The organism is Vibrio sp. 11-4(1) (assembly GCF_013048625.1).
In the GTDB taxonomy this organism is placed as follows: domain Bacteria; phylum Pseudomonadota; class Gammaproteobacteria; order Enterobacterales; family Vibrionaceae; genus Vibrio; species Vibrio diabolicus.
Window position 1 is genome coordinate 239,408 of record NZ_VHSY01000005.1, and the last position, 22,010, is coordinate 261,417.

Annotated in this window: 16 protein-coding genes; 9 read left to right on the plus strand and 7 right to left on the minus strand. The window is 48.0% G+C overall.

Going from position 1 to position 22,010, the window contains the following annotated elements; all coding sequences use genetic code 11:
• Positions 1–81 precede the first annotated feature (81 nt).
• A complete protein-coding gene (locus tag FKN16_RS12040; RefSeq protein WP_170902780.1) occupies positions 82–2,118 on the minus strand; it encodes a TonB-dependent siderophore receptor in 2,037 nt (678 codons plus the stop codon).
• 248 nt (positions 2,119–2,366) lie between these two features.
• Between FKN16_RS12040 and FKN16_RS12045 the strand changes: the two genes are divergently transcribed.
• The 5 genes from FKN16_RS12045 to FKN16_RS12065 are packed head-to-tail and all read left to right on the plus strand — an operon-like array spanning position 2,367 to position 9,615.
• Positions 2,367–3,578 (plus strand): hypothetical protein, encoded by a 1,212-nt coding sequence (locus FKN16_RS12045; protein ID WP_170902781.1) that lies wholly within the window; start codon positions 2,367–2,369, stop codon positions 3,576–3,578.
• On the plus strand, positions 3,575–5,407 hold the full coding sequence (locus FKN16_RS12050) for an IucA/IucC family protein (RefSeq protein WP_170902782.1): 1,833 nt from the start codon (positions 3,575–3,577) through the stop codon (positions 5,405–5,407). The genes FKN16_RS12045 and FKN16_RS12050 overlap by 4 nt, the downstream gene beginning before the upstream one ends.
• Positions 5,408–5,413: 6 nt before the next feature.
• Complete coding sequence (locus FKN16_RS12055; RefSeq protein WP_170902783.1) at positions 5,414–6,619, plus strand: MFS transporter; 1,206 nt, start codon at positions 5,414–5,416, stop codon at positions 6,617–6,619.
• Complete coding sequence (locus tag FKN16_RS12060) at positions 6,591–8,420, plus strand: IucA/IucC family protein (RefSeq protein ID WP_170902784.1); 1,830 nt, start codon at positions 6,591–6,593, stop codon at positions 8,418–8,420. Before FKN16_RS12055 ends, FKN16_RS12060 begins: the two co-directional genes overlap by 29 nt.
• A complete protein-coding gene (locus FKN16_RS12065; protein ID WP_170902785.1) occupies positions 8,413–9,615 on the plus strand; it encodes a type III PLP-dependent enzyme in 1,203 nt (400 codons plus the stop codon). The genes FKN16_RS12060 and FKN16_RS12065 overlap by 8 nt, the downstream gene beginning before the upstream one ends.
• A gap of 73 nt (positions 9,616–9,688) precedes the next feature.
• On the opposite strand, the gene FKN16_RS12070 is transcribed toward FKN16_RS12065, so the two are convergent.
• The 3 genes from FKN16_RS12070 to FKN16_RS12080 are packed head-to-tail and all read right to left on the minus strand — an operon-like array spanning position 9,689 to position 13,063.
• Positions 9,689–10,933, minus strand: coding sequence for an ABC transporter substrate-binding protein (locus tag FKN16_RS12070; protein WP_170902786.1), 1,245 nt, complete (start codon positions 10,931–10,933; stop codon positions 9,689–9,691).
• A gap of 2 nt (positions 10,934–10,935) precedes the next feature.
• Positions 10,936–12,366: an ATP-binding protein gene (locus FKN16_RS12075; protein ID WP_170902787.1), complete on the minus strand. Its 1,431-nt coding sequence runs from the start codon at positions 12,364–12,366 to the stop codon at positions 10,936–10,938.
• Positions 12,356–13,063 (minus strand): response regulator transcription factor, encoded by a 708-nt coding sequence (locus tag FKN16_RS12080; RefSeq protein WP_006740848.1) that lies wholly within the window; start codon positions 13,061–13,063, stop codon positions 12,356–12,358. The genes FKN16_RS12075 and FKN16_RS12080 overlap by 11 nt, the downstream gene beginning before the upstream one ends.
• Positions 13,064–13,328: 265 nt before the next feature.
• Between FKN16_RS12080 and ptsG the strand changes: the two genes are divergently transcribed.
• Complete coding sequence (gene ptsG, locus FKN16_RS12085) at positions 13,329–14,771, plus strand: glucose-specific PTS transporter subunit IIBC (protein ID WP_170902788.1); 1,443 nt, start codon at positions 13,329–13,331, stop codon at positions 14,769–14,771.
• Between the two features lie 95 nt (positions 14,772–14,866).
• Here ptsG and FKN16_RS12090 read toward each other — a convergent pair whose 3' ends face one another.
• Positions 14,867–15,313, minus strand: a complete 447-nt coding sequence (locus FKN16_RS12090) for a DUF302 domain-containing protein (protein WP_005383492.1) — start codon at positions 15,311–15,313, stop codon at positions 14,867–14,869.
• Positions 15,314–15,542: 229 nt separating this feature from the next.
• Between FKN16_RS12090 and FKN16_RS12095 the strand changes: the two genes are divergently transcribed.
• The 3 genes from FKN16_RS12095 (at position 15,543) to FKN16_RS12105 (ending at position 19,205) form a co-directional block, all read left to right on the plus strand.
• Positions 15,543–17,534 carry a U32 family peptidase gene (locus FKN16_RS12095; protein WP_170902789.1) on the plus strand — a complete coding sequence of 664 codons (1,992 nt, stop codon included), beginning with the start codon at positions 15,543–15,545 and terminating at the stop codon, positions 17,532–17,534.
• 152 nt (positions 17,535–17,686) lie between these two features.
• Positions 17,687–18,331 (plus strand): class I SAM-dependent methyltransferase, encoded by a 645-nt coding sequence (locus FKN16_RS12100; RefSeq protein WP_005395561.1) that lies wholly within the window; start codon positions 17,687–17,689, stop codon positions 18,329–18,331.
• A complete protein-coding gene (locus tag FKN16_RS12105) occupies positions 18,321–19,205 on the plus strand; it encodes a hypothetical protein (protein WP_170902790.1) in 885 nt (294 codons plus the stop codon). Before FKN16_RS12100 ends, FKN16_RS12105 begins: the two co-directional genes overlap by 11 nt.
• Positions 19,206–19,225: 20 nt before the next feature.
• Here FKN16_RS12105 and FKN16_RS12110 read toward each other — a convergent pair whose 3' ends face one another.
• Both FKN16_RS12110 and FKN16_RS12115 read right to left on the minus strand, forming a co-directional pair.
• Positions 19,226–20,227 (minus strand): glycosyltransferase family 2 protein, encoded by a 1,002-nt coding sequence (locus tag FKN16_RS12110; RefSeq protein ID WP_005395558.1) that lies wholly within the window; start codon positions 20,225–20,227, stop codon positions 19,226–19,228.
• A 39-nt stretch (positions 20,228–20,266) separates the two neighbouring features.
• Positions 20,267–21,988 (minus strand): glycosyltransferase family 39 protein, encoded by a 1,722-nt coding sequence (locus FKN16_RS12115; protein ID WP_170902791.1) that lies wholly within the window; start codon positions 21,986–21,988, stop codon positions 20,267–20,269.
• Between the last annotated feature and the right edge of the window lie 22 nt (positions 21,989–22,010).

A 22,010-nucleotide genomic window follows, 5' to 3' on the forward strand; every position in this document is an offset into this window, starting at 1 on the left:
CATTTCCGTAGACTCTCGGGGCTAAACATCCTCAATAAGAGGCAAAAATCGGCTAACAGGCGCTAACTACGCACAAAAAGCCTAGAACTGATATCCGTAGCTGAGCATGAACTCAGCTGGTGCGCCGTAGCCAATCTGGTTTAAGCCAGACGTGCCGTTTGTTGCGCCAAGAATGTATTTCTCATCCAAAATGTTGTAAGCGTTCGCTTGGATCTTGTGACGACCAGTGGTGTACGCCGCCATCAAATCCACCGTGGTGTAATCGCCAAGTGCGACGGCTTCGTCGTTACCTGCATAACGGTCGCCCACGTATTTCACACCACCGCCTAAACGCCAGTTGTCATCCAATTGGTAAGTGCTCCAAAGGGAGAACAAGTGATCTGACACATCGTTCGGCTTTTTGCCTGTGGCTTTGTCTTCTGCGTCCAAGTAGCTGTAACCAACAGAGATGTCCCACTGTTTGGTGATTTGGCCGCGAGCCTCTAATTCAATGCCTTGGTGACGCACTTCAATTTTGTCGATCACATCGCCGTCCACGTTAGTTTGTGGTTGCTCTTGATCAATCTGGAACAGTGCCGCATTCAACATTAATGCGTTATCCAAAAGGTACGCTTTCGCCCCCACCTCTTTTAAGTCGGTATGGAAGAATTCCGCCAACTTTGGATTGATGTAGATGCCTGCGTACGGTAACTGCCAAGAACGCGCTAAACTGGCGTAAACGGATGTGTCGTAATTGATGCGGTATACCAAACCAGCACGGTAGCTGACTTTGTCATCATCCAACTTTTCTTTATCTGAACCCGCTTTTTGTTGTTCGAGTTCCATCGAGTCGTAACGCACGTTACCGATCAAAGAAAGGTCGCCCCACGTATAGACGTCTTGCACATACAAACCTGTCGTGGTGGTGGTATTGTCACGAAATGGCTTAAAGCCCGGATCGGGCGTTGGGCCAATGACTGGGTTGTAGATATTTTGCGGAGGAAGCGTTTTGTCACTTGCCAACGTTAGGTCGATATCGATCTGGTTGAAATCTGCACCCACCATCAATTGATTGTCACTGGTTTCCCAAACCAACTCAGATTGCAAAGTGGTCGTAGTACGAGGGTCGTAGCCAAAGTTATTCACGGTTTGAGACACTTCATTGCCCGTCACTTTGCCCTGACGCGTGCCTTTTTGCTCAAGTTCGATATGGTTGAACGCCGCTCGGTTGTTCCATACCCATTGTTCATTCAGACGCCATTCGTAATCCACCGCAATACGGAGACTGTCTGACTCTTGATAGTCGTTTGTGCCGCCAAAGTAAGTGCTTACTGGCAAATCAACTGGCTTGCCATTTTTTGATGGCACACCACGATATGGCACTAGTTCTTGATGGGCGTATTCCACGTCAATATCAATGGTGTGACCATCCGCAGGTAACACACGAATGGTCGGTGCAATGAAGAAATCGTTTGAATCAACATGATCAACGTACGAGTCGGCTTGACGGTATTCCAAGTTAATACGCCCGTTGACCTTATCTGTAAACGCCATTGAACTGTCGACCTGACCAACATACTGGTTGTTGCTGCCTACACTGCCGTTTACGTGAGTAAAATTCTCACCGTTAGCGCGTTTCGTCACCAAGTTGATGATGCCCCCAGCCGAGCCACGGCCATACAATGCGCCCGCAGGGCCTTTCACAATTTCAACGCGTTCAACGTTCGCTAAGCTGCGGTAAGACTGCAACGTACCGTCATCTCGCAAGCCATCACGGTACATATCGTTGAGTGAATCAAAACCACGGATCATAAACTGATCGCGGCTGCCTTCGCCCAAGGTGTTATTGACCCCGGCTACCCCATCTAGCGCATCCACTAAGCGCACCACGCCTCGGTCTTGCATTTCTGTTTTCGTTACTACGGATACCGCTTGTGGCACATCAAGCCATTCCACATCGGTTTTGGTGCCTGATTGAGGCATGTATTCAGCATAACCTTCGTACTGATGCCCGAAGACTTGAATCGTTTCAGTTGCTGATGAGGTTGAGTTCGTCTCTTCTGAAGCCACTGCGCTTGGTGCTACTAGTGAAGAACCAATCGCGACCGCCAAGGGGGTCAGGGTCAATAATTTATTCATTCCATAATTCCGTTTAGTTGTTATAAAGCCAACGGATGGAAATAAGAACAAATATTATTTCTATTTGCAATATTAATTTTATGCTCTATATTTATTTACCCTAAAAACACAACTAACAACAAAAAACCAAATATAATAACAATAAACACTAAAACTTCTGCCCTCCGTCTCGAGAGAGGCACATTGGAAGACGACCGTGAGCGACTTTATCAACGTTAGAAGAAAATGTTAGAAAATTAGGAAAGCTCATGAAATCTACGATGATTATCGTAAGTCATGTCGTTAACGATGCAGTCACTCACGGCTTCGTGCCTGCAGCTAAAGCGATGGACCTTCACGTCGTTCTTATCACCGACCATAAGCTCAGCCATTTAGAGTTGGCGAGTCGTGATAGTCACTTTAATCCGGATACCATTCTAGAATGTGATATCTTCAACCCATTAGAACTCATCGAAACCATCACGGAGCATGAATTAAAGCCAGACGCTATTTTCAGCAATAGTGATCACTTACAAACTTCCACCGCCATCTGCGCGCAATTTTTTGGCCTCCCATCCAAAGATTGGTCTGTCACGTTAAAGGCCAAAAACAAACACTTAACTCGACAAGTGTTAAATGAAAAAGCCCTACCCAACATACAAAGCTGTTTGCTGCACCGCCATTCGAATGTGGCATTAGGCATGGCCTTCCCTGTCGTAGCAAAACCCAAAGAAGGCGTGGCGAGTTTGGATGTGCAGCGCTGTGACTCCCAAAGCGAGCTGGACGCATACTGCGATGCGTTTTGGCAAAAACACCCAAACGCCGCCATTCTGGTGGAGCAATTCCTTCAAGGGCCTTTGGTTACGCTCGAAACTCTGGGAGATGGTGAACGCCTTATCGCCGTGGGCGGTTTTGATGTGTCGCTCTCTGAGCCGCCTTACTTTATCGAAACCGCCGCAGACTGGAACGGACCAAACGGCATTGTTCACCGAGAAGCTTGCTTGGCTCAACTGAAAGCGTTCGGCGTTGGATTTGGAGTTTGCCACAGCGAATTTATCATTACGGAAAATGGCCCGGTTCTGGTGGAAATTAACTACCGCAGTATTGGAGATGGCCGCGAATTCTTGCTCAACAATCTCGCTCACTTCGGCTGGTTTAGCACGATTTTGGGTCTGCATCTGGGTCGAAGATTGGACGGCGATTACCAAATTCACGGGTCAGCGCACGTGCACTACGTAGTTGCGGAACACAGTGGTGTGATTGACGGAGGTTCGACGTCGTTCATCCAACACGATGACGATATCATCACCCAGCAACAGGTACTAAAAACCGCTGGAGAACACTTCCAACAGAGTTATTCCAATAAGGATTATCTCGCCCGAATTTCGATTGTCTCACCATCAGGACGAAACCTCGACCAAGCGCTGCAGAACGCGCTTGGCAATTTCGATCTAGCTCCAACTCGTGAGGTGGCAGCATGAATGACAACGCTTTGTATCTAACGCAACGATTGATCGACACTTGCTTGCGCGAAGACATGTTTGGCATTTTGTCGAAAGCCAAGTTCAGTAGCGACGCGCCAAAAGGGGGAATTGTTCCTCAAGGCGAGCAAGTCTGGCTGATATTTGCCAACTCTGATTTCACGTTGTATTTACCCGTTGCGCCAACGTATTACATGCAGCACTGGCGCTACGGTCACGCCAATGACGAAACACCACAAGGTTGGTGGGTGGAGAAAAATGGCCAAGTCGAGCATCAACAACATTACAAAGAGTGGATTGCGCTACTAACGACATTGGCGCATGAGAGCTCTCACGAATTGTTGGCGGGGTACCTTCAAGAACTGGAATGCGCAGAGAAACACAAAGCACTGTGTGACCAAGCGTTTCGTCACCACGCCGACCACATTTCTCAACCAATATCCGAGCTTGGTTCTTGGCATCAAAAACTGCTGCTTGCCGACCAGATCGCTTCTTACCTTGACCACCCGTACTACCCAACTGCGCGGGCGAAGTTTGGTCTGAGCGATGAAGACCTTGCTAAGTACGCGCCCGAGTTTGCACCAAGCTTTGCTCTGCATTGGATTGCGATTGAAAAATCACTGGTGACATTAACCAGCGAACAACCTGATTGCTGGCCGACCATGGAGCAAGTTGGGCTTCCTGCTGATTTTGCACTGAGCCACGTTCTGTTCCCTGCACATCCGCTCACCCTGCGATCTTTAGAAGCCTTACCCGAAGGTGTGATAGAAGCGCCTTTAACGTATCTAGACGTGACGCCAACGCTTTCCGTTCGTACTGTGGTCGTCAACGAGGCACCGCACATTCACATCAAGGTTCCGCTGATCATGCGATCGCTAGGCACGAAAAATATTCGCTTAATCAAGCCTTCAACACTGTATGACGGCCACTGGTTTGAACGCCTACTCAGCCACCTTGAACAAACGGACGCCGATTTAAACAGTCGCTTGTTCCATTGCAACGAAAAACACGGTGGACACGTCGGCGATGATAAAACCTTCGCGTACATCGTACGTGAGTACCCACTTACTCATTGCGAAGACAAGGCGTTAGTTCCGGTTGCAGCACTAGCAAGCCCAATGCCTGACGACCGCTTGTTCTTAGAACATTTGGCAGAACATTACTATCAACAAGATACGCTGGCGTGGTTCCAAGATTACGTCGATCTATTATGCCAAGTGCACCTCACCTTGTGGCTTCGTTATGGCATCGCATTGGAGTCCAACCAGCAAAACGCCATCGTTGCATTTGATCAACAGGGCAAAATGACGCTCGCGATGAAAGACAACGACGCGGCGCGAATTTGGCCAGAGCGCTTCCACTTTGCAACAGAGCATGCTGCTCAAAACCACGGCGCAGAAACACTTCCAGTGGATTGCGATGAACTGCTCGACCAACGCATCAAAGTCGACAATGAATTGGCGCTCGGTCAGATGTTTACCACCATCACATTACAATTGGATATCGCAGCGATTGTAGAAGCTATGGCAGCGAAGGGCATTGCCTCTTCAGCATCGCTTTACGCCATCGTGGCCAAAAGCATTGCTGAGCAACTCAACCGATTGGAAGGCGAAGGGTTAGAAACAAAACTGGCACGCGAGTTACTGCAAGATGCGCCTGATTTGTACGCCAAGTACTTGTTGAGCTCTGGCAGTTTGCTCTCGAAAGAAGCCTCCGGCGCGAGTGACATCAATAAATTCTATGGTTTGTCGGCTCCGAACTTCTTACTGCTTTCTAGCGAAGAAGCGCAGCGCGCCTACTTAGAAGCCATCAAAAAAAGCGTACGTTAAACGATTATGACCAAACTCATCTACAGTGTGTTGTTGTGCCACTTTATCGCTGCGTTTGCCGCGTTAGGTATGCCGCTATTTCTACCCGTCGTATTGCCAACGTTAGGCGCAAGCATTGATGCGGACTGGGCAGGGGTATTGTTTATCCTACCTACGTTTTGTACTGCGTTGGCGGCGCGATTTTGGGGCAACTTTGCCGATCGCTACGGTCGCCGCCGCTCACTCTTGCGTGCGCAACTTGGCCTTGCAGCAGGGTTTGCGCTGTGCGGCTTGGCAGACAACCTCGCCATGTTTGTGTTTGGTCTTATTGTTCAAGGAACCTTTGGTGGCACCATGGCCGCCTCGAACAGCTACTTATCTAGTCAAATTAAAGAAGCCAAAACACTCGGCAAGTCACTCAATAAAACCCAACTATCTGCTCGCTTGGCGCTGATCGTTGCGCCCATAGGGCTCGGCTGGAGCTTGTCAGAGACCAACCCGCTCAACGCGTACCTTTGGTTATGCGTTTTGCCTTTAATTGCTATGGGCATCACGCTAACACTGCCTGCGGATAAACCCGCCGAACAAAACCTCGAAAAACCAAACTCAGAATCTCAGCAAGAACAACCTGTTGCGCAGAAAAACGCAATGCATGCCATTCGTTGGATCTTCTTTGCTCAGTTCGGGTTTGCGTTTTCTATGGTGGTGACCTTTCCTTATTTCTCGCCGTTTGTGCAGCAATATGGCATCACTAACCACGCATGGATCGGTTTTTTGTACGCACTGCCGCATGGCGTCTATCTGTTGCTGGCAGGCAAAATCCACGTGTTGTCAGATGGGCTGAATCGCCATCAACCGCTGCGCACGTTGTGGCTCGGGTTTGCATTGCTTGCCGTGAGCTCTGCCTTGCATTTGATTGCGTCCGAAACCGCACTCATTGCTGCGAGAATTGTCTTCGGCATCGCGATGGTGTGTTGTTATCACGGATTGCATCAGCATCTTGCGAGCAATCTGGATCGCAAACTCAGTGGCAAAGTATTTTCTCGCTTTGATGCCATGTCCAAATGGGGTGGCGTGGCGGCGGGATTTTGCGCTTCTTTCATTTCTAGCTTGGGGCTACTTGAGGTTCCTTTCCTACTTTCTGCGATAGTCAGCGTAATCACCTTGATCGCGCTGGTTCTCCATTCAAAATTTGGAAATCAACATGTTACAAACTCAATCCTCTCAGACTAGCGAGTTGCGCGCGCATGATGTGCAGCTCAATCGGGAGAAGGCCCAACTCAACACGATAATGGGTGTTCTTAATTGTTACTTACGTGAATTTGCGCTACCGAATCAACAAGTGGAATGGCACTACCAATCGACATCGCTACCCCAAACGTTAAAACGCAACTATTCCGCCAAGCAGCGGGTAGCCGTTCATCTTTCTCAACAAAATGGCGTGCTGGTTTTGCCGATTCACTACGCGAGCAAACTGGGCAAAATCAAATTGGCAGAACTGCCTTGGGCGAAAATGCCGGGATCTGGTTGGGCAAAATTGGATGCCACGCAAACTCTTACGCTTTTGCTTAACTATCTCAAGCAGGTATTGGCGATCCCGTTTAACCATGAGCTGATCGAACAACTGGAAAATAGCGTGCTGGTTACCGAGCAGTTTCTCAACGTCGCGCCCAAATCGCATCACAACGAATTTATCGCTTCGGAACAGTCTCTGATTTGGGGTCATACTTTCCATCCGACCCCAAAAAGTCGTTCGGGCGTCACCATGGATGATCTCTTGGCGTTTTCTCCAGAAGTCGGCGCGCAAGTCCCGCTGTACTGGTTTGAAGTGGATACGTCCTTACTTGATGTGCTGAGTTCCGACGGAGAAGCTAACCCTGCGCAGCGCATGCTACAACAGCTCGCGCCACAACACACCACCAGCAATGGGAAGACACTCTACCCTTGCCATCCTTGGGAAAGCTACACCATTTTGAGCAACCCAAGCGTGAAGCGTGCCATTGAACACGGCAAGATCACGCCACTGGGTTTAGGTGGTGAAAAGATGCAGCCGACCTCTTCAGTTCGTACCCTCTACCACCCAGATATGGATTGGTTTGCGAAATTCTCCATCAACGTACGATTAACCAATTGCGTGCGAAAAAACGCGTGGTACGAACTCGACAGCGCCGTGCAGCTCACGTCGATTCTTAAACCAATTAGAGAAAACGAACAGCTGCACAACCCCGTATTTAAAGTGATGACAGAGCCTTACGCCACCACGTTGAATCTAGAAAGCGTCGCTGAGCGTAATTGGGACGACAACACCAAAGCGCGCGAATCGTTTGGGATTTTGTATCGCGAAAATTTCTCGCTGAGCGAAGTCGATATCTTAAAACCAACCCTCGCCGGCGCTCTATTTGCTTACGACAAAAACGGCAACAGTTGCATTGCTCAACGCCTTAAAAACAAAGCGCGTACAACGCAAGGCCGCTATTCCGACATCGCGACACTGTGGTTTGAACGCTATTTGCATTGCCTGATCCCGGGCGTGTTTAATTACTACTTCAAACACGGGGTCGCGTTTGAGCCGCATTTGCAAAACACCTTGATTGGCTTTGAGCAAGAGATGCCGTGTTGTGTTTGGATTCGTGATTTGGAAGGCACCAAGTTACTGCCGGAGTTTTGGCCAGCAGAAACATTAACTGACTTGTCTGAACGCGCGCGACAATCGGTTTACTACAGTCGCGAACAAGGCTGGAATCGCATCGGATACTGCACCTTTATCAACAACATCAGCGAAGCGATTTTCTTCATCGCAGAAGGTGATGAGCCACTAGAGCAAACGCTGTGGAATGCGGTGCAAAGTGCCATTGTGCGTTGGCAATCCGTGAATGGAAAACAGCCGGAACTAGAAGCGTTGCTGAATGGCGGTCACTTCCCAAGCAAAAATAATTTCACCACACGTTTGATGCAAAAAGCCGATAAAGAGTCGGGCTATACCCAAGTCGCCACACCTTGGCAGCAATACGAAAAAGGAGCGCAACATGTCTAATTCACTCTCCCTACCGACACGCGTTAGCCAACAAGTTCACACGCTCGCACAGCAGCAAAATCAACCCTTGTGCGCGTACTTGTATGACCTAAAAGCCTTAGAAGAACACATCAAACAACTGCGTCACGTTTTGCCGAAAAATGTCGAGCTATTTTACGCAGCCAAAGCCAATCCATCTGGCCCAATTCTCAAAACGCTCGCGCCGTATGTCGATGGTTTTGAAGCGGCATCTGGCGGGGAGTTGGCACACCTCCACCAGCAACAACTCGATAAGCCATTGATCTTCGGCGGCCCAGGAAAAATGCCAAATGAATTGCAACAAGCGATTGAACTTGATGTCGATGCGATTCACGTCGAAAGCCTCACTGAGCTACAACGCATTGGAGCACTAACCGAGCGCCTCAACCGCCCGACTTCGATCTTTTTGCGTATGAACATTGATATCGGCGACATCACGCTCAGCAAGTTGGCGATGGGCGGCAAGCCGACTCCTTTTGGTTTGGACGAGTCCGAACTGAGTAATGCTTTGATGTTGCTGCGCGATTTCCCGCAAGTGTCACTCAAAGGCTTCCATTTTCACTTGATGTCGCATCAGCTCGATGTTGAACGTCACTTAGCGTTGATGCAGCGCTATTTCCAAGTCGTGAAAGCGTGGCAACAAGAGTTTGAACTCGGTGAGCTGATGATCAACTTGGGCGGCGGCATGGGCATCAACTACCAAAACCCTGAGCAACACTTTCCGTGGATGGAGTTTTGCGACAAGTTGGAATTCCTGATCGCCAAAGAGCAAGTGCAAGATTGGACACTGCGTTTTGAATGCGGACGGTTCATCACGGCGGCATGTGGTTATTACGTGATGGAAGTGCTGGATATTAAGCAAAATCTTGGCGAAAACTTTGTCATCGCGCGAGGAGGAACCCACCATTTCCGCACGCCAGCAGCACAGAGCCATGATCATCCATTTGTCATCCTGAAAAGCGAGCAACACCATGAGATTTCTCATCCAATTCAGCATGCACAAGCGACCTTTGTCGGCCAACTTTGTACGCCCAAAGATGTGCTGGCACGCAATCAACACGTCGCCCACGCCGATATTGGTGATTATGTTGTGTTTACCTTAGCAGGCGCCTATGCGTGGAACATCTCCCATCAAAACTTCTTGATGCATGAACCGCCGATCTTCCACTATTTCTAAACGGCATACTTCGCTTCACTCAAGCCCCAATCATTGGGGCTTTTTTATTCCACTCGGCACAAATTAATTGCCATTAACCGCTTTGCGAAATAGCAATAATGCGTTTTATCAGCTCGTCGGGTTCCATCTTAGGATTGCGGTAAAAACGGAATATTTCCGAGTTTATCGCTTGCTGAGCAACCGGATTGACCGCCATCGAATCAATCATACTCGGCACGGCGAGGTTGTGTTTTACGCCGTAGTGAAAGTCTTGATATGACTGGACCTGACACGGATTAAAATCGCTGATGTCGATATCGGTGCGTACCGGAATCGAGCCTTTTACCTTATTGAACTTAGCTTGAAACTCGACGTCTGCCAGCGCGCTTGCGGTTTGCTGAGCCGCCTCCGCAGAAAACGACTTGCTCGACATAAACACCAAACTGTCCATGTTGTAGAGGAATACACCATCGCTGTCAGGCGTTGGGTAACAGCCGACCTCTTGCGGAACTGAGACTTGATTGGCGAGCAGCTCACCCAAAATCCAATCACCGCCGATTTGAAACAGCGCCTGACCGTCGGCTAGCGCTTGGGTCGCCGTATCCCACTTACTGTCGGGTAATTGGTTGTCAATCAACAAACTCAGGCGGCGAAATTGCGTCAGCGCTTGGCGCAGTGTATCGCTGTCGATGCTGTTTCGTTCAAGTTTAACCATCGCATTGGTGTAGAACTCAACACCGCCAGTGGAGATCACTAAGTTCTCGAAAAGTTGGGCGACTTGCCACGGCTGCTCACCGACCGCGATGGGTACGATACCATTTTGCTTGGCAAGCTCCATTGCGTCGAACATCTCTTGCCAATTTTTCGGCGCGGAAAGATTCAGTTGTTTAAGCAGCTTGTGGTTGACCCACAGCCAGTTCAAACGGTGCAGCGTAAGTGGCAGGGCGATATAGCCGCTTTGTGTTTTATTGATTTCGATAGATAGCGGGTAGAGCACCTCGTCCCAGCGCTGCTCATCCGCTACTGCGTTGACGTTGTGCAAAATACCGATGGCATCCCACGCTTTAATACTTGGCCCTTCGATTTGCGCGAAGCTCGGTGGATTGCCCGCCAGCGCGCGAGCTTGCAGTACCGTCATCGCGCTGTCACCACCACCGCCTAACACCGGGCTTTGCAGCAGCTCAATATCGTGCCGTTGTAGCTGAGCTTTAAGTGTTTGCAGCGCTTGCTGTTCGCCGTCAGAAGTCCACCAATGTAAAAACTCTACCCCTTGTGGCGACTCAGCGTGAGCGACGCAAGGGGCGAGCAACAGTGGGAACAAGAATGCCAGTTTGTTCATAGTCAGTCTCTCGGGAAAGTCAGCGTGGCGCAGAGGCCGCCAAACTGAGAATGGCTCAGCGACAAACTGCCGCCGTGAGCCTTTGCAATGCTCTGTGAAATGGTTAACCCCAGACCACTGCCTTCTTTATCGTTGCTAGCGCGGAAGTATGGCTGGCAGAGCTTTTCAAGTAATAAATCGTCAACACCGTCACCGTGATCTTCAATTTTAATTTGGATCGACTCTGGGCTTTCACTCAGTGTAATGTCCGCTTGATGGCCGTATTTGAGCGCGTTATCGACCAGATTCTGAATGCAGCGCTTAATTGCTAACGGTTTACCAGCAAAGTGGGTGCGGATTTCGCCGTGGATGCGAATTGTGTCCGGCGCATCGGCGATATTGGCGGAAATGTGCTGAATCAGTTGGGTGAAATTGATCGGCTCGATTTCCTCGTGGATATCGGTCTCTTTAATGCATTGCAATGCGCCTTTGACCATCAAATCTAGGTCGTTACTCAGGCGGATAAAGCGTTCTCGGTCGGCGTCGTCATCCAGCATTTCCGCTCGTAGTTTTAGGCAGGCTATTGGCGTTTTCAGATCGTGGGAGATGGCGCTGAACAGCATTTCGCGGTCTTTAATGTGGCTATCGATGCGTCGATTCATCTTGTTAAACGCACGTACCGCCGCTTTCAGTTCGTTACTGCCGCGCTCAGAGACTTCGGGCACGTCTAATCGGCTCGACATCAGGGTTGCGGCTTTTGCCAGCTCTCGAATGGGTTGAATTTCTTTGCGAACGATAAACCAGGTACACAGCAACAGCATTAGCGCGGACAACAATAACGTCAGCCATTGGCGCAGCTCAAAATAGTTAGTCTCTAGGTTGATGTAAGGCGCGGGTAGCACCGCCGCGAGGTAAAACCATTCGTTCTGCGCGACTTCGACCTGCATCACCAGAATGGGTGGATTGAGGTCACCAAACGAAAGCGAATAATGCGCCCACAATAGTGGCAGTTCATCGATAGGTAGCTCGTTGTTGAACACTTTGAGTTTGTCGCGCTGGGTGAACTCCACCTCGATATTAGGAATGCCGCTCAGCTCGCTTTCTAATACCTCGCGAACTTGGTTGATGACCAACGTTTTGCGCTCGCTCTCTGGCAGTGGGTCGACGTCAATCTGGTGATTGTTGAGTGAGACGAAAAAGCGCGTACCACCCATGTTGCGTAGTTGATTGAGCACCAAGTGGCGATATTCCGAAGGGAGGGTTTGAAAGAAGGCGATGGTAGAAGAAGCACTCAGTGCTAAGCTTTTGACTGTGGTGGTCAGGCCTTCTTTATCGCGTTCGCTGGCGTGTTGATACCAGATAATTCCGGATAATACCTGCGCCAAAATGATCACCAGCAACAGGAACACACTGGTGCGAACGACCAGTGATCCCGTCCAGCGTTTAATTCTCATAATGCACGTCCGTGGTTAGCATGTAGCCTTTGTTGCGCACCGTTAGGATCAGCGAGCGGTCTTTATCTTCAAGGTGATGACGCAAGCGGCTGATCTGCACGTCAATGCCGCGTTCAAACGGGTCGGCATCGCGTCCCCAGATCTCGCGCGCAATATCATCGCGCGACAAGATCGATTGTGCGTGGTTGACGAATAAACCAAGTAGCGACAAATCCGCGCCACTCAGTTGTTTGACCTCGCGGCTAGCAACGTGGGTCAGTTGCCGGGTTACGGTATCTAACAACCAGTCGTCAAAACGCACTTTACGCGTCAGTTTGCTATTGGCGGTCGTTTGGCTGCGTCTCAGAATCGTTTTGATGCGCGCGAGCAGTTCACGCGGGCTGAATGATTTGGTGATGTAGTCGTCAGCGCCCATTTCTAGCCCTGCGACTCGGTCGGCTTCCTCGGTGACGGCGGTCAGCATGATGATCGGAACATCGGAGTTTTTGCGCAGTTTCTGGCACAGGGTAAAACCGTCTTCACCGGGCATCATAATATCGAGGATGATCAAATCAGGATGGTGATCGTTGAGCAGTTGCCACATCACGCCGCCGTTTTCTGCGCAAAGCACTTCAAACCCTGCGCGACCAAGGTAATCTGACAATGCTTCGCGAAGGTCGAGGTTGTCATCGACGACCAGTATCTGCTTGTTTTCCATCCTACTTTCCCTGTGTCCGTCCCTGTGCCTGCCCCTGAGTTTGGCGCTGGCCAATATGATGCATTCTTAAACGCCCATGCACAATCGAGCCGATTGCAATTTTCACTTCTCGGTGTAAGAGATTTGTAAGCGGCCACTTACAAACTGATTGCCTTTTGTAACCTTAGGCGCCGCCTTGCTCGCTATGATCATCCTGACCTTACGTGAAACAACATGACCTGAAGGAATCAGGTCCTACAACACTGGCATTCGTCAGGAGGAAACCATGTTTGCAAGTATATTTGGACAACTACAAAAAATAGGGCGGTCGTTGATGCTGCCTGTGGCGGTGTTACCGGTGGCTGGCTTGATGCTGGGTATTGGTAACGCGGGGTTTGCGTTTATTCCAGACGCGGTCAACAAAGTGATGCTCGCCGCCGGTGAAGGCGTGTTCGGCAACATGCAGTTGATGTTTGCGGTCGGTGTGGCGCTCGGGTTATCAAAAGGTAATGACGGTGCAGCTGCGCTCGCAGGCTTAGTTGGCCTAATTATTATGAACGCATCGCTCGGTATTGTGACTGGCCTGCGCGGCTTAGAAACTGACGCCACCATCATGGGCGTTGAGACGCTGCAAACCGGGGTGTTTGGCGGCATCTTTATCGGTGCGGTCGCGGCAATCATGTACAACCGCTTCTACAACATCAAACTGCCGGAATATTTGGGCTTCTTCGCGGGTAAGCGATTTGTGCCCATTGTCACCGGTTTATCGGCGATCGTCGTTGGTGCGATTCTCGCGTTTGCATGGCCACCTGTCGGACAACTTCTTGATGCATTCTCTCATTGGGCAGCGTACCAAAACCCTGTACTCGCGTGGGCGGTTTACGGCGCGGGCGAACGTTCATTACTCCCGGTTGGTTTGCACCACATCTGGAATGCGCCGTTCTTCTTCGAAGTCGGCAGCTATGTAGACCCAGAAACCGGCAAAGAGTTTACCGGTGAGCTCACTCGCTTCTTCGCAGGCGATAAAACCGCAGGTTATCTGTCTGGTGGCTTTATGTACTCAATGTGGGCGCTACCAGCAGCGGCACTGGCGATTTACCACTGCGCGTCTCCAGAGCGTAAGAAAATCGTCGGCGGTTTGATGATGTCTGCGGCGTTGACCTCTTGGTTAACCGGTATCACAGAGCCAATCGAATTTACCTTCTTATTCGTCGCGCCGGTGCTGTACGTAATCCATATTTTCCTAACTGGTATTGCGTTTGCGATCACCGCATTTTTGGAAATCAAACACAGTACTGACTTTGCGCACGGCGCGATCCAGTTCTTCCTTTACTACCCAATGTCGAGCAACGCGTGGATGTTCATCATCATCGGTCCAATCTGGGCGATGCTGTACTATGGCTTGTTCCGCTTCCTAATTGTGAAGTTGGATCTGAAAACGCCGGGTCGTGAAACCGACATTGCAGAAGTGAAGATTGCCGGACAGCCTGATGAAATTGCGGTGGATGTAGTCGCTGCATTGGGCGGCAAAGCCAATATCAAGTCAGTCGATGCGTGTATTACTCGTCTGCGTGTCTCGGTGAAAGACATTGCCAACGTTGATGTTGCTAAGCTAAAAGCGCTCGGCGCGCGAGATGTGTTAGTGATTGGCGACAGTTTACAAGCGATTTTCGGCACGCAGTCTGACTCAATTAAGTCAGAAGTGCACAGCGTACTCGCCACCTCCTGATCTTACCTCCCCCAATATAGGTAAGATTTGCCAACCTCCTTGTGAGGTTGGCTTTTTCGTTTTCGGAGTTAAAAAAGCGAAGCCAATAACCAGCCCTACTTCGCCGCCGCGTTGGTTAAATTGCCCAGCACGCCGCTGATTTTGTTCAATACCTCGTCGCAGCCTTCAATATGATGGCGCTGTTTTAAATACATCGGATCGTTGTAAGCTAACCACGTTTTGCCTTCAGCATCTTCATACACCAACACTTTTTGGGGTAAATCGAGCGCCACTTCCTGCGCACAGATCATCAGTGGCGTGCCCACTTTAGGGTTCCCAAACACGATAACTTCGGTTGGTCGCAACGTCATATCGACTTTCGTGGCGTTCTCTTGATGGTTAATGCGCGCAAAGACGTTCAACCCTTTTTCTTGCGCGATAGCGACAAATTTATCCGCCGTATCTTTTGCTGAATGCGTGCTCGCAACGGTTACCACACCCTCCCCAGCCAACGCACTCAATGACGTCAACGCCACGACCAACCCGATGATTACTTTTTTCATTTGTCGTCCCTTCCTCTCTCTGAGTCGAAAACTGTAAATATAGAAAAACCAAGTGTAGGAAAACTATAGAAGTCAGATTCCGCTATCGCGAATTGCACTCTACCTACTCAAGAGTCGACCGTGTAACACGGATTAATTGATTCAGATTAATAAAGCGTTAACTAGCTGAGCATCAAAAGCGTGAAATACGTAACATTTGCCGCCTATTTTAGTAAGAAAGAGAAAAGTAGTGACACGCGATCAATTTGAGTTATTAGCACCCGGTGGTGATTTAGATTCCATCAAAGCCGCCATTGCCGCTGGCGCCGATGCAATTTACTGTGGGCTCGACCGCTTTAATGCTCGTAACCGAGCGACCAACCTCACCTTGGATAACTTAAATGGCGTGTTAACGTTAGCCCACCAGCACAGCTGTAAGATTTTCCTAACGTTGAATGTGCTGATTTTAGAAAGTGAAATTCCGGCGATTGTTCGCTTACTCAGCCAACTGAACACCACCAAAATCGATGGCGTGATCGTGCAAGATCTCGGTCTGGCCTACATTCTCAAACATCACTTTCCCGATTTGGATGTGCACGCTTCAACGCAATTAAACACGCATAACGAAGGCCAGATCCTCTTTCTCAACCAGCTCACCGCAAGCCGAGTAAACTTATCTCGCGAACTTAACATCGATGAAATAAAACATCTGGCGCAATTTGGTCGCGAGCACAACGTAATGATGGAAGTGTTTGTCCACGGCTCATACTGCATCGGATTCTCCGGAATTTGCTACATCAGTTCCGCTCGCAATGGCGCATCAGGTAACCGTGGACGCTGTAGCCAACCTTGTCGCGAACAGTACGAAACGACCAAAACAGGCAACAACTACCCACTCAATATGAAAGACAACTCCGCCTTTGGGGACTTGAAAGCGCTTGCCGATGCTGGCGTGTATTCATTAAAAGTGGAAGGACGAATCAAGAAATCGCACTACGTCTATACCGTGGTCGACAATTGGCGTCAGCAAATCGATCGCTTGTGCGAAGGTTTGGAGCTCTCTGAAGACACTACCGAGTTATACACGGTGTTCAACCGTGATTTCTCCAACGCATTTTTGCAAGGTGATTTCGGCAAGGCGATGTACATCGACAACCCGCGCGACTACGCTGTAAAGCATTTTTCGAAGGTTTATCAATGCCAATCTGCTGATGATGTGCAAGCGGTGAAAAAGAAACTCTACGACGACAAAACCGCGATCATTGAGAAAGTGGCAGAGCAAACCAAGTCGTTCGATGTCGCTTCGACACAAGTATCCGGCTGCAGCTTGAAAGGGTCGATTGATGTACCAACTCTGCCAGCGTTACCTCAACCAGAACCTCGCCAAGGTGCGCCAAAATTATCGGTTCTGATCTCGTCAGCACAAGAAGCCATGCTGTGCGAATACCAAGACATTGATGTTTACTATCAATTGCCAATGGGATTGTCTGGTGAACTGAGCGCGATGATGGAGTTGTTCCAAGCCAACCCAATGCTCAAACCTTGGTTTCCTGCCATTTTGATTGACGAAGACTACCACGCCGCGCGCGTATTTTTGGAAACCATCCAACCTGAGTTGTTGCTCACCAACAACTCAGGCGTCGGCATGATCGCCAAAGAGCTCGGCTTAGGCTGGGTGGCAGGCCCACAAATAAACACGGTGAACTCATACGCGTTTAAATGCCTTCAAGACGAGTTCGCGGCAAGTGGCGCGTTTGTTTCTAACGAGCTGAATATGAAGCAGATACGCCATATCAAGCGTCCGAAAAACATGCTCAGCTTCTACAGCATTTATCATCCAAATACCCTACTCACGAGCCGCCAATGTTTGTTCCAACAAACCGAAGGATGCCGTAAGGTGAAGGTCAACAAAGGTTGTTTGAAACGCTGTGATAAACGTACGTCTATCATCAACTTAAAAGACAATCCTTACGTGGTGCAAAAACAAAAAGGCAGCCACAATTCAATCTACAACGAGCACAACGTCTTAAACCTGCAAGTACTGCACGATCTGCCGCAATTGTTTACCGATGTGTTGATCGATCTGCGTGATATCCAGACCGAAACGACAGTCTCAGCAAGCAAACCTGAGTTGATTGACGCGTTCTTAGCTCTACTTGAAGAACACAGCGAACAAACCGTCCAAACGCTGAATGCCATGATTCAACCAACAGCCAACGCGCAGTATTTAAAGGGGTTGTAGAATTTTTCTAACGAGGCAAACAAAACAATAAATTATCCTACACTCTACTAGAGGGAAGCGTAACGCTTTGTAAGTCAGATGGTTGGCTGAAGAACATAGTTCATCAATAGAAGAACTTCCTGGCCATTTGAGATAATTTATTTGAGTACGCCATGAAAATATCTAAAGGTATCGAAGAGCAGGGGATCCCTGTCGGAAACTATTACGACAAATACAATACTCAGAACCCCATCGCCAGAAAAATGATGAGCAATTTCGATCATCATTTATCGCAACTGGTCGATATGGTCACACCAAAGTCGATACACGAGATCGGCTGCGGAGAAGGAGTCTGGGCACTTAAATGGCATCAACAAGGGATCCGTGTGAAAGGGAGTGACTTCTCCCAACAAGTGATTCAACTCGCAAGAGACAATGCCCAAGCACACAACTTGGAAGACATTTTGTTTGAACAAAAAAGTGTGTATGACGTTGCTAGAAAGACTGATTCTGCTGACCTTGTTGTTTGTTGTGAGGTCTTGGAACACCTAGAGCATCCCGAGCAAGCACTAGCAACATTGCAAGAGCTCGATACTGACTATTACATTTTTAGTGTGCCAAGAGAGCCGTTGTGGTGTGCGTTAAACATGGCAAGAGGTAAATATTTAAACAGTTGGGGCAATACTCCCGGACATATCCAACACTGGTCCAAGAATGCCTTTCTGACTTTGCTCAAGCAGCACTTTGAGATTCTCGAAGTACGCTCTCCCATTCCTTGGACCATGGTTTTATGCCAGCGTGTGAATCATGAAACATAATAAGAGTAAATTCATATTACGCTGGGTTGGGCGAATCATTACTATTTTTTCCATCGCCTTTGTATTAATCAAGCTCTCTACATACTCGCAGCAACTGAATATTAAGGATATTCCCTCTTACTCCTATCTGGTATTTATTTTTTGCATAGGCCTCTACGCCTTTGGCAATTATGTTCTTTCTATGGCGTGGCGACTTTTAGTCGCGAACAGTGAATATACTCTGTCTGCATCAACTGCCATTTGGGTGTTTGGCGGATCTCAAATTGCTAAGTATCTGCCTGGAAACATTTTCCAATTCGCTAGCCGACAAGTAATTGGCGTACAACACGGAATTAAAAATAATGTATTACTGAAATCGACCTTATGGGAAATAGGGTTGATGGGTATTGCGGCTGGTTCGTTTGGCGTCTTTCTGCTAAATGAGTACTTCCCTAATTTAATGGGGTACGAGATGACTTTATTCGCTGGACTTATCGTGAGCACCGGATCAATATTAAGCTTGATAGCCAGTCGCAATTACCTAAAAGCTTGTGGGCTTTATCTCTGCTTTTTTTTGGTATCGGGCGGCATTTTCTCACTCATATTTTTTACGCTAAACGACAATCTAACTCCAACTTTAGAGACATTTTTACAAACATCTTGTTACTTCATCATCGCATGGTTAATAGGGTTTGCCACCCCAGGTTCTCCTGCAGGGTTGGGTGTCCGAGAGGCTGTTTTAATCACACTTCTAGATTCGCCGAGTATTGAAGATACACTCTTAGTTGCCGTCCTTGTTTCCAGAATCGTCACGGTTCTAGGGGATATGTTGTTCTTCGCTATCTCGAGTTTATTTAGGCCTAAGCAAGCCGTATCAAATAACTCACTTCTTTAAAGTATCGAGGTAACTCGCTATTACTCTCCAGATCGTTTTCGCTTGGTTTCAAACTGATAAGTGGGCAACTTTTCCTGATGCTCCAGCTTTTCTTCCAATACCTCAATTCGGTGCAATACTTTTTCGGTCAGCTTTCGATTGAACCCTATTAGATCGGCCACCAACCCCATCAATAAAGTGATGAAACCCAAGATAAGTAGCGTTGACCCCAAGACCAATGACTGAATATGGCCATCTCCCGCTCCATTTAAAAAGAAATACAGGAATCGCATAATGGGAATCACACCACAAATCATCGCCACCGAGCCAATAAACAAAAACACTTGCAGAGGTCGATACATGGTATAAACCCTGACCAAGGTAGAGAGCGACATTTTTAGAAACTGCGGAATGCTCTTAAACAGACGGGACTCTCGCGTTTTTTCATTAGTTCGGATTGGCACCGAAACCACACCAATCCTTTTTGCACTTGCTTGAATCAACATTTCTATTGTGTAGCTAAAATCCGATACGATATTAAGTTGTTGTGCCGCACTTCTCGATATTGCGCGAAAACCACTCACAGCATCTTTAACATCCAATCCCGTCGCTTTGGCAATAATAAAGCTCCCCGACACTTGTAAACATCGTTTAAATACAGAGAAATGTGTATTGCTATACCCTCCTCGGTCACCAACAACAATTTCTGCTTTGTGCTCGATAATAGGCTTAACCAAGTGCGGAATATCGGCCCCATTATATTGATTATCGCCATCGGTGTTCACAATGATATCAGCATGAAGACGAAGGCACTCCTCAATCCCTCTTCGAAATGAGTAAGCAAGCCCCTTATTGCCCTGGTTAGTAATAATGTGCTCAACACCACACTTGCGTGCGACTTCTGAAGTACCATCCGTAGAACCATCATCGATGATTAGAATCTCTATCTTAGCGATACCATCAACGCGCTTTGGTATTGAGCGAATAACATCAGCAATATTGTCCGCTTCGTTAAAGCACGGAATTTGAACAATTAACTTCATGCTTGCTCCTCATGTTCTGAATCAACATTACTGTGCGTATTAGAAGCCGGTAAATAACCTCTGCTTCTCTTCAAGATTGCGAGGTCGGTACAGGTTATCTCCCCAACGCAGAACGACTTTACCTGGCTCTTTCGACGCTAATTCATAGACACCCCGCGCCAAGTATCGAGCTTGACCAGCCAACCAAACCTTGCCATTAATCAGAAGACTATTGCTAGCTTCAAGCGTATATACGCCCTCGATGTTGACCATAAACTCCCGATTAAGAGAGTTGGGCGTCAATTCAAACGTCTTTCCTGCAACATACAGGTGCGACCAATGATGAATGTAGTTCTGCCTTAACGCTTGAATATCTTGCCTTAATAGCCCTTTATCGATTTTGTCAGGGCCAAACACATCTAAATAGTGCGAATTAACCAGTACAAAAGCCGGATTGTCTTGCTCTATAGCATTGCGAATAACGGGGATGTTTCTCGCAATATAATCTTCGTAGCCCCACGTACTCATGAAAAAACCTTGTTTTGAAAAAGTCGGAACCATGGAGCATCGATCAATATAAGCAACAGGCTGAGGAAAGATTTTATGTATTTCATCAAGAAACTGACGCTGGTAGGCCAAGTTGCTTTTTATCGGTAAAACAAAACCATTCACCACAATGGATACCACAAACAAGCAGGGAACAATAAAATTAAAAAATTGTGCAACTCTTGCGTTAGTGAAATTCTGGATACCAACCCAAGCCACAGCAAACAAAGCACTCACTGGAGCAAGCATAAAAGCGTAATAGTATGGGAAAGCGTTGCGATAAAAGAGCAAAGTGAAGAGTAATAAACTTAGGCACAAAAACTTAATCGATGACTCACGGCTTAATAGCTTTTGCGAAAAACACGCATAAACAGCAGTACCAATACCAATGAAAAGAGCTAACCAATACCATGAGTTCGTCGAAACTGAATGAACAAAGTAAAACAATCGAGGAAAAAGCTCGCGCTGGTTTAGTGTCTTATCCGCAGCACCGAACATCGTTCCTGCATCACCAACCGAACTCGCTCCATGTATAGAGAAGTAATGCCAACTGTATAGCATCGCAAAGGCAACCAGTATTGCGACTCCATACATGAGAACTTGCCTAAAATAACGCTTACGATTTCGCGACCAATAAAGCGAGGTTAAAACTATGCCTATAAAAGTCGGGATATACAGAGCGGTCTTTAAAGTGACGAGCAAGGCGACAGCCGTAAGGACACCAGCAAGAATGGATACACGCCAAGAAAATGTTGTACTAAACACATAATACAGCGCCGCCATGATCATACATGTCGCGATAGGATCAGTACGAAAACTGGCCCCCATACGAACATTATAAACAAAAGAAAAATAGGCAAGCACCGCAAAAAGTGCCGCCGATTTGCTGCAGTACAATCGACATAACTTGTATAGATAAAATCCCGTGAGTAATTGAAAGAAGACCATAACGACTCTCGCCACAATGATCTGGTCAACATCGTTATCTGATACACCACTCAGCCAAGTAAAGAAGTGAATGTGAAAGGTTTGGAAACTATTAATCACCTCGCCGTTAATAAACCGATGCACAAAAGATAGGTAATAAAACTCGTCCCAATTTACTTCGTAATTAAACGCAACAAAAAACCGAGCGATTACAGCCACTACGATTAGAATACAAAGAAAAATAGAAGTGCTAGAGGTAGTATCTCTATCTGATAAATGACGTTTGTTAACCTGTTCAACAGTCTCCATTCACCCTTCCTTGTTAATCGTT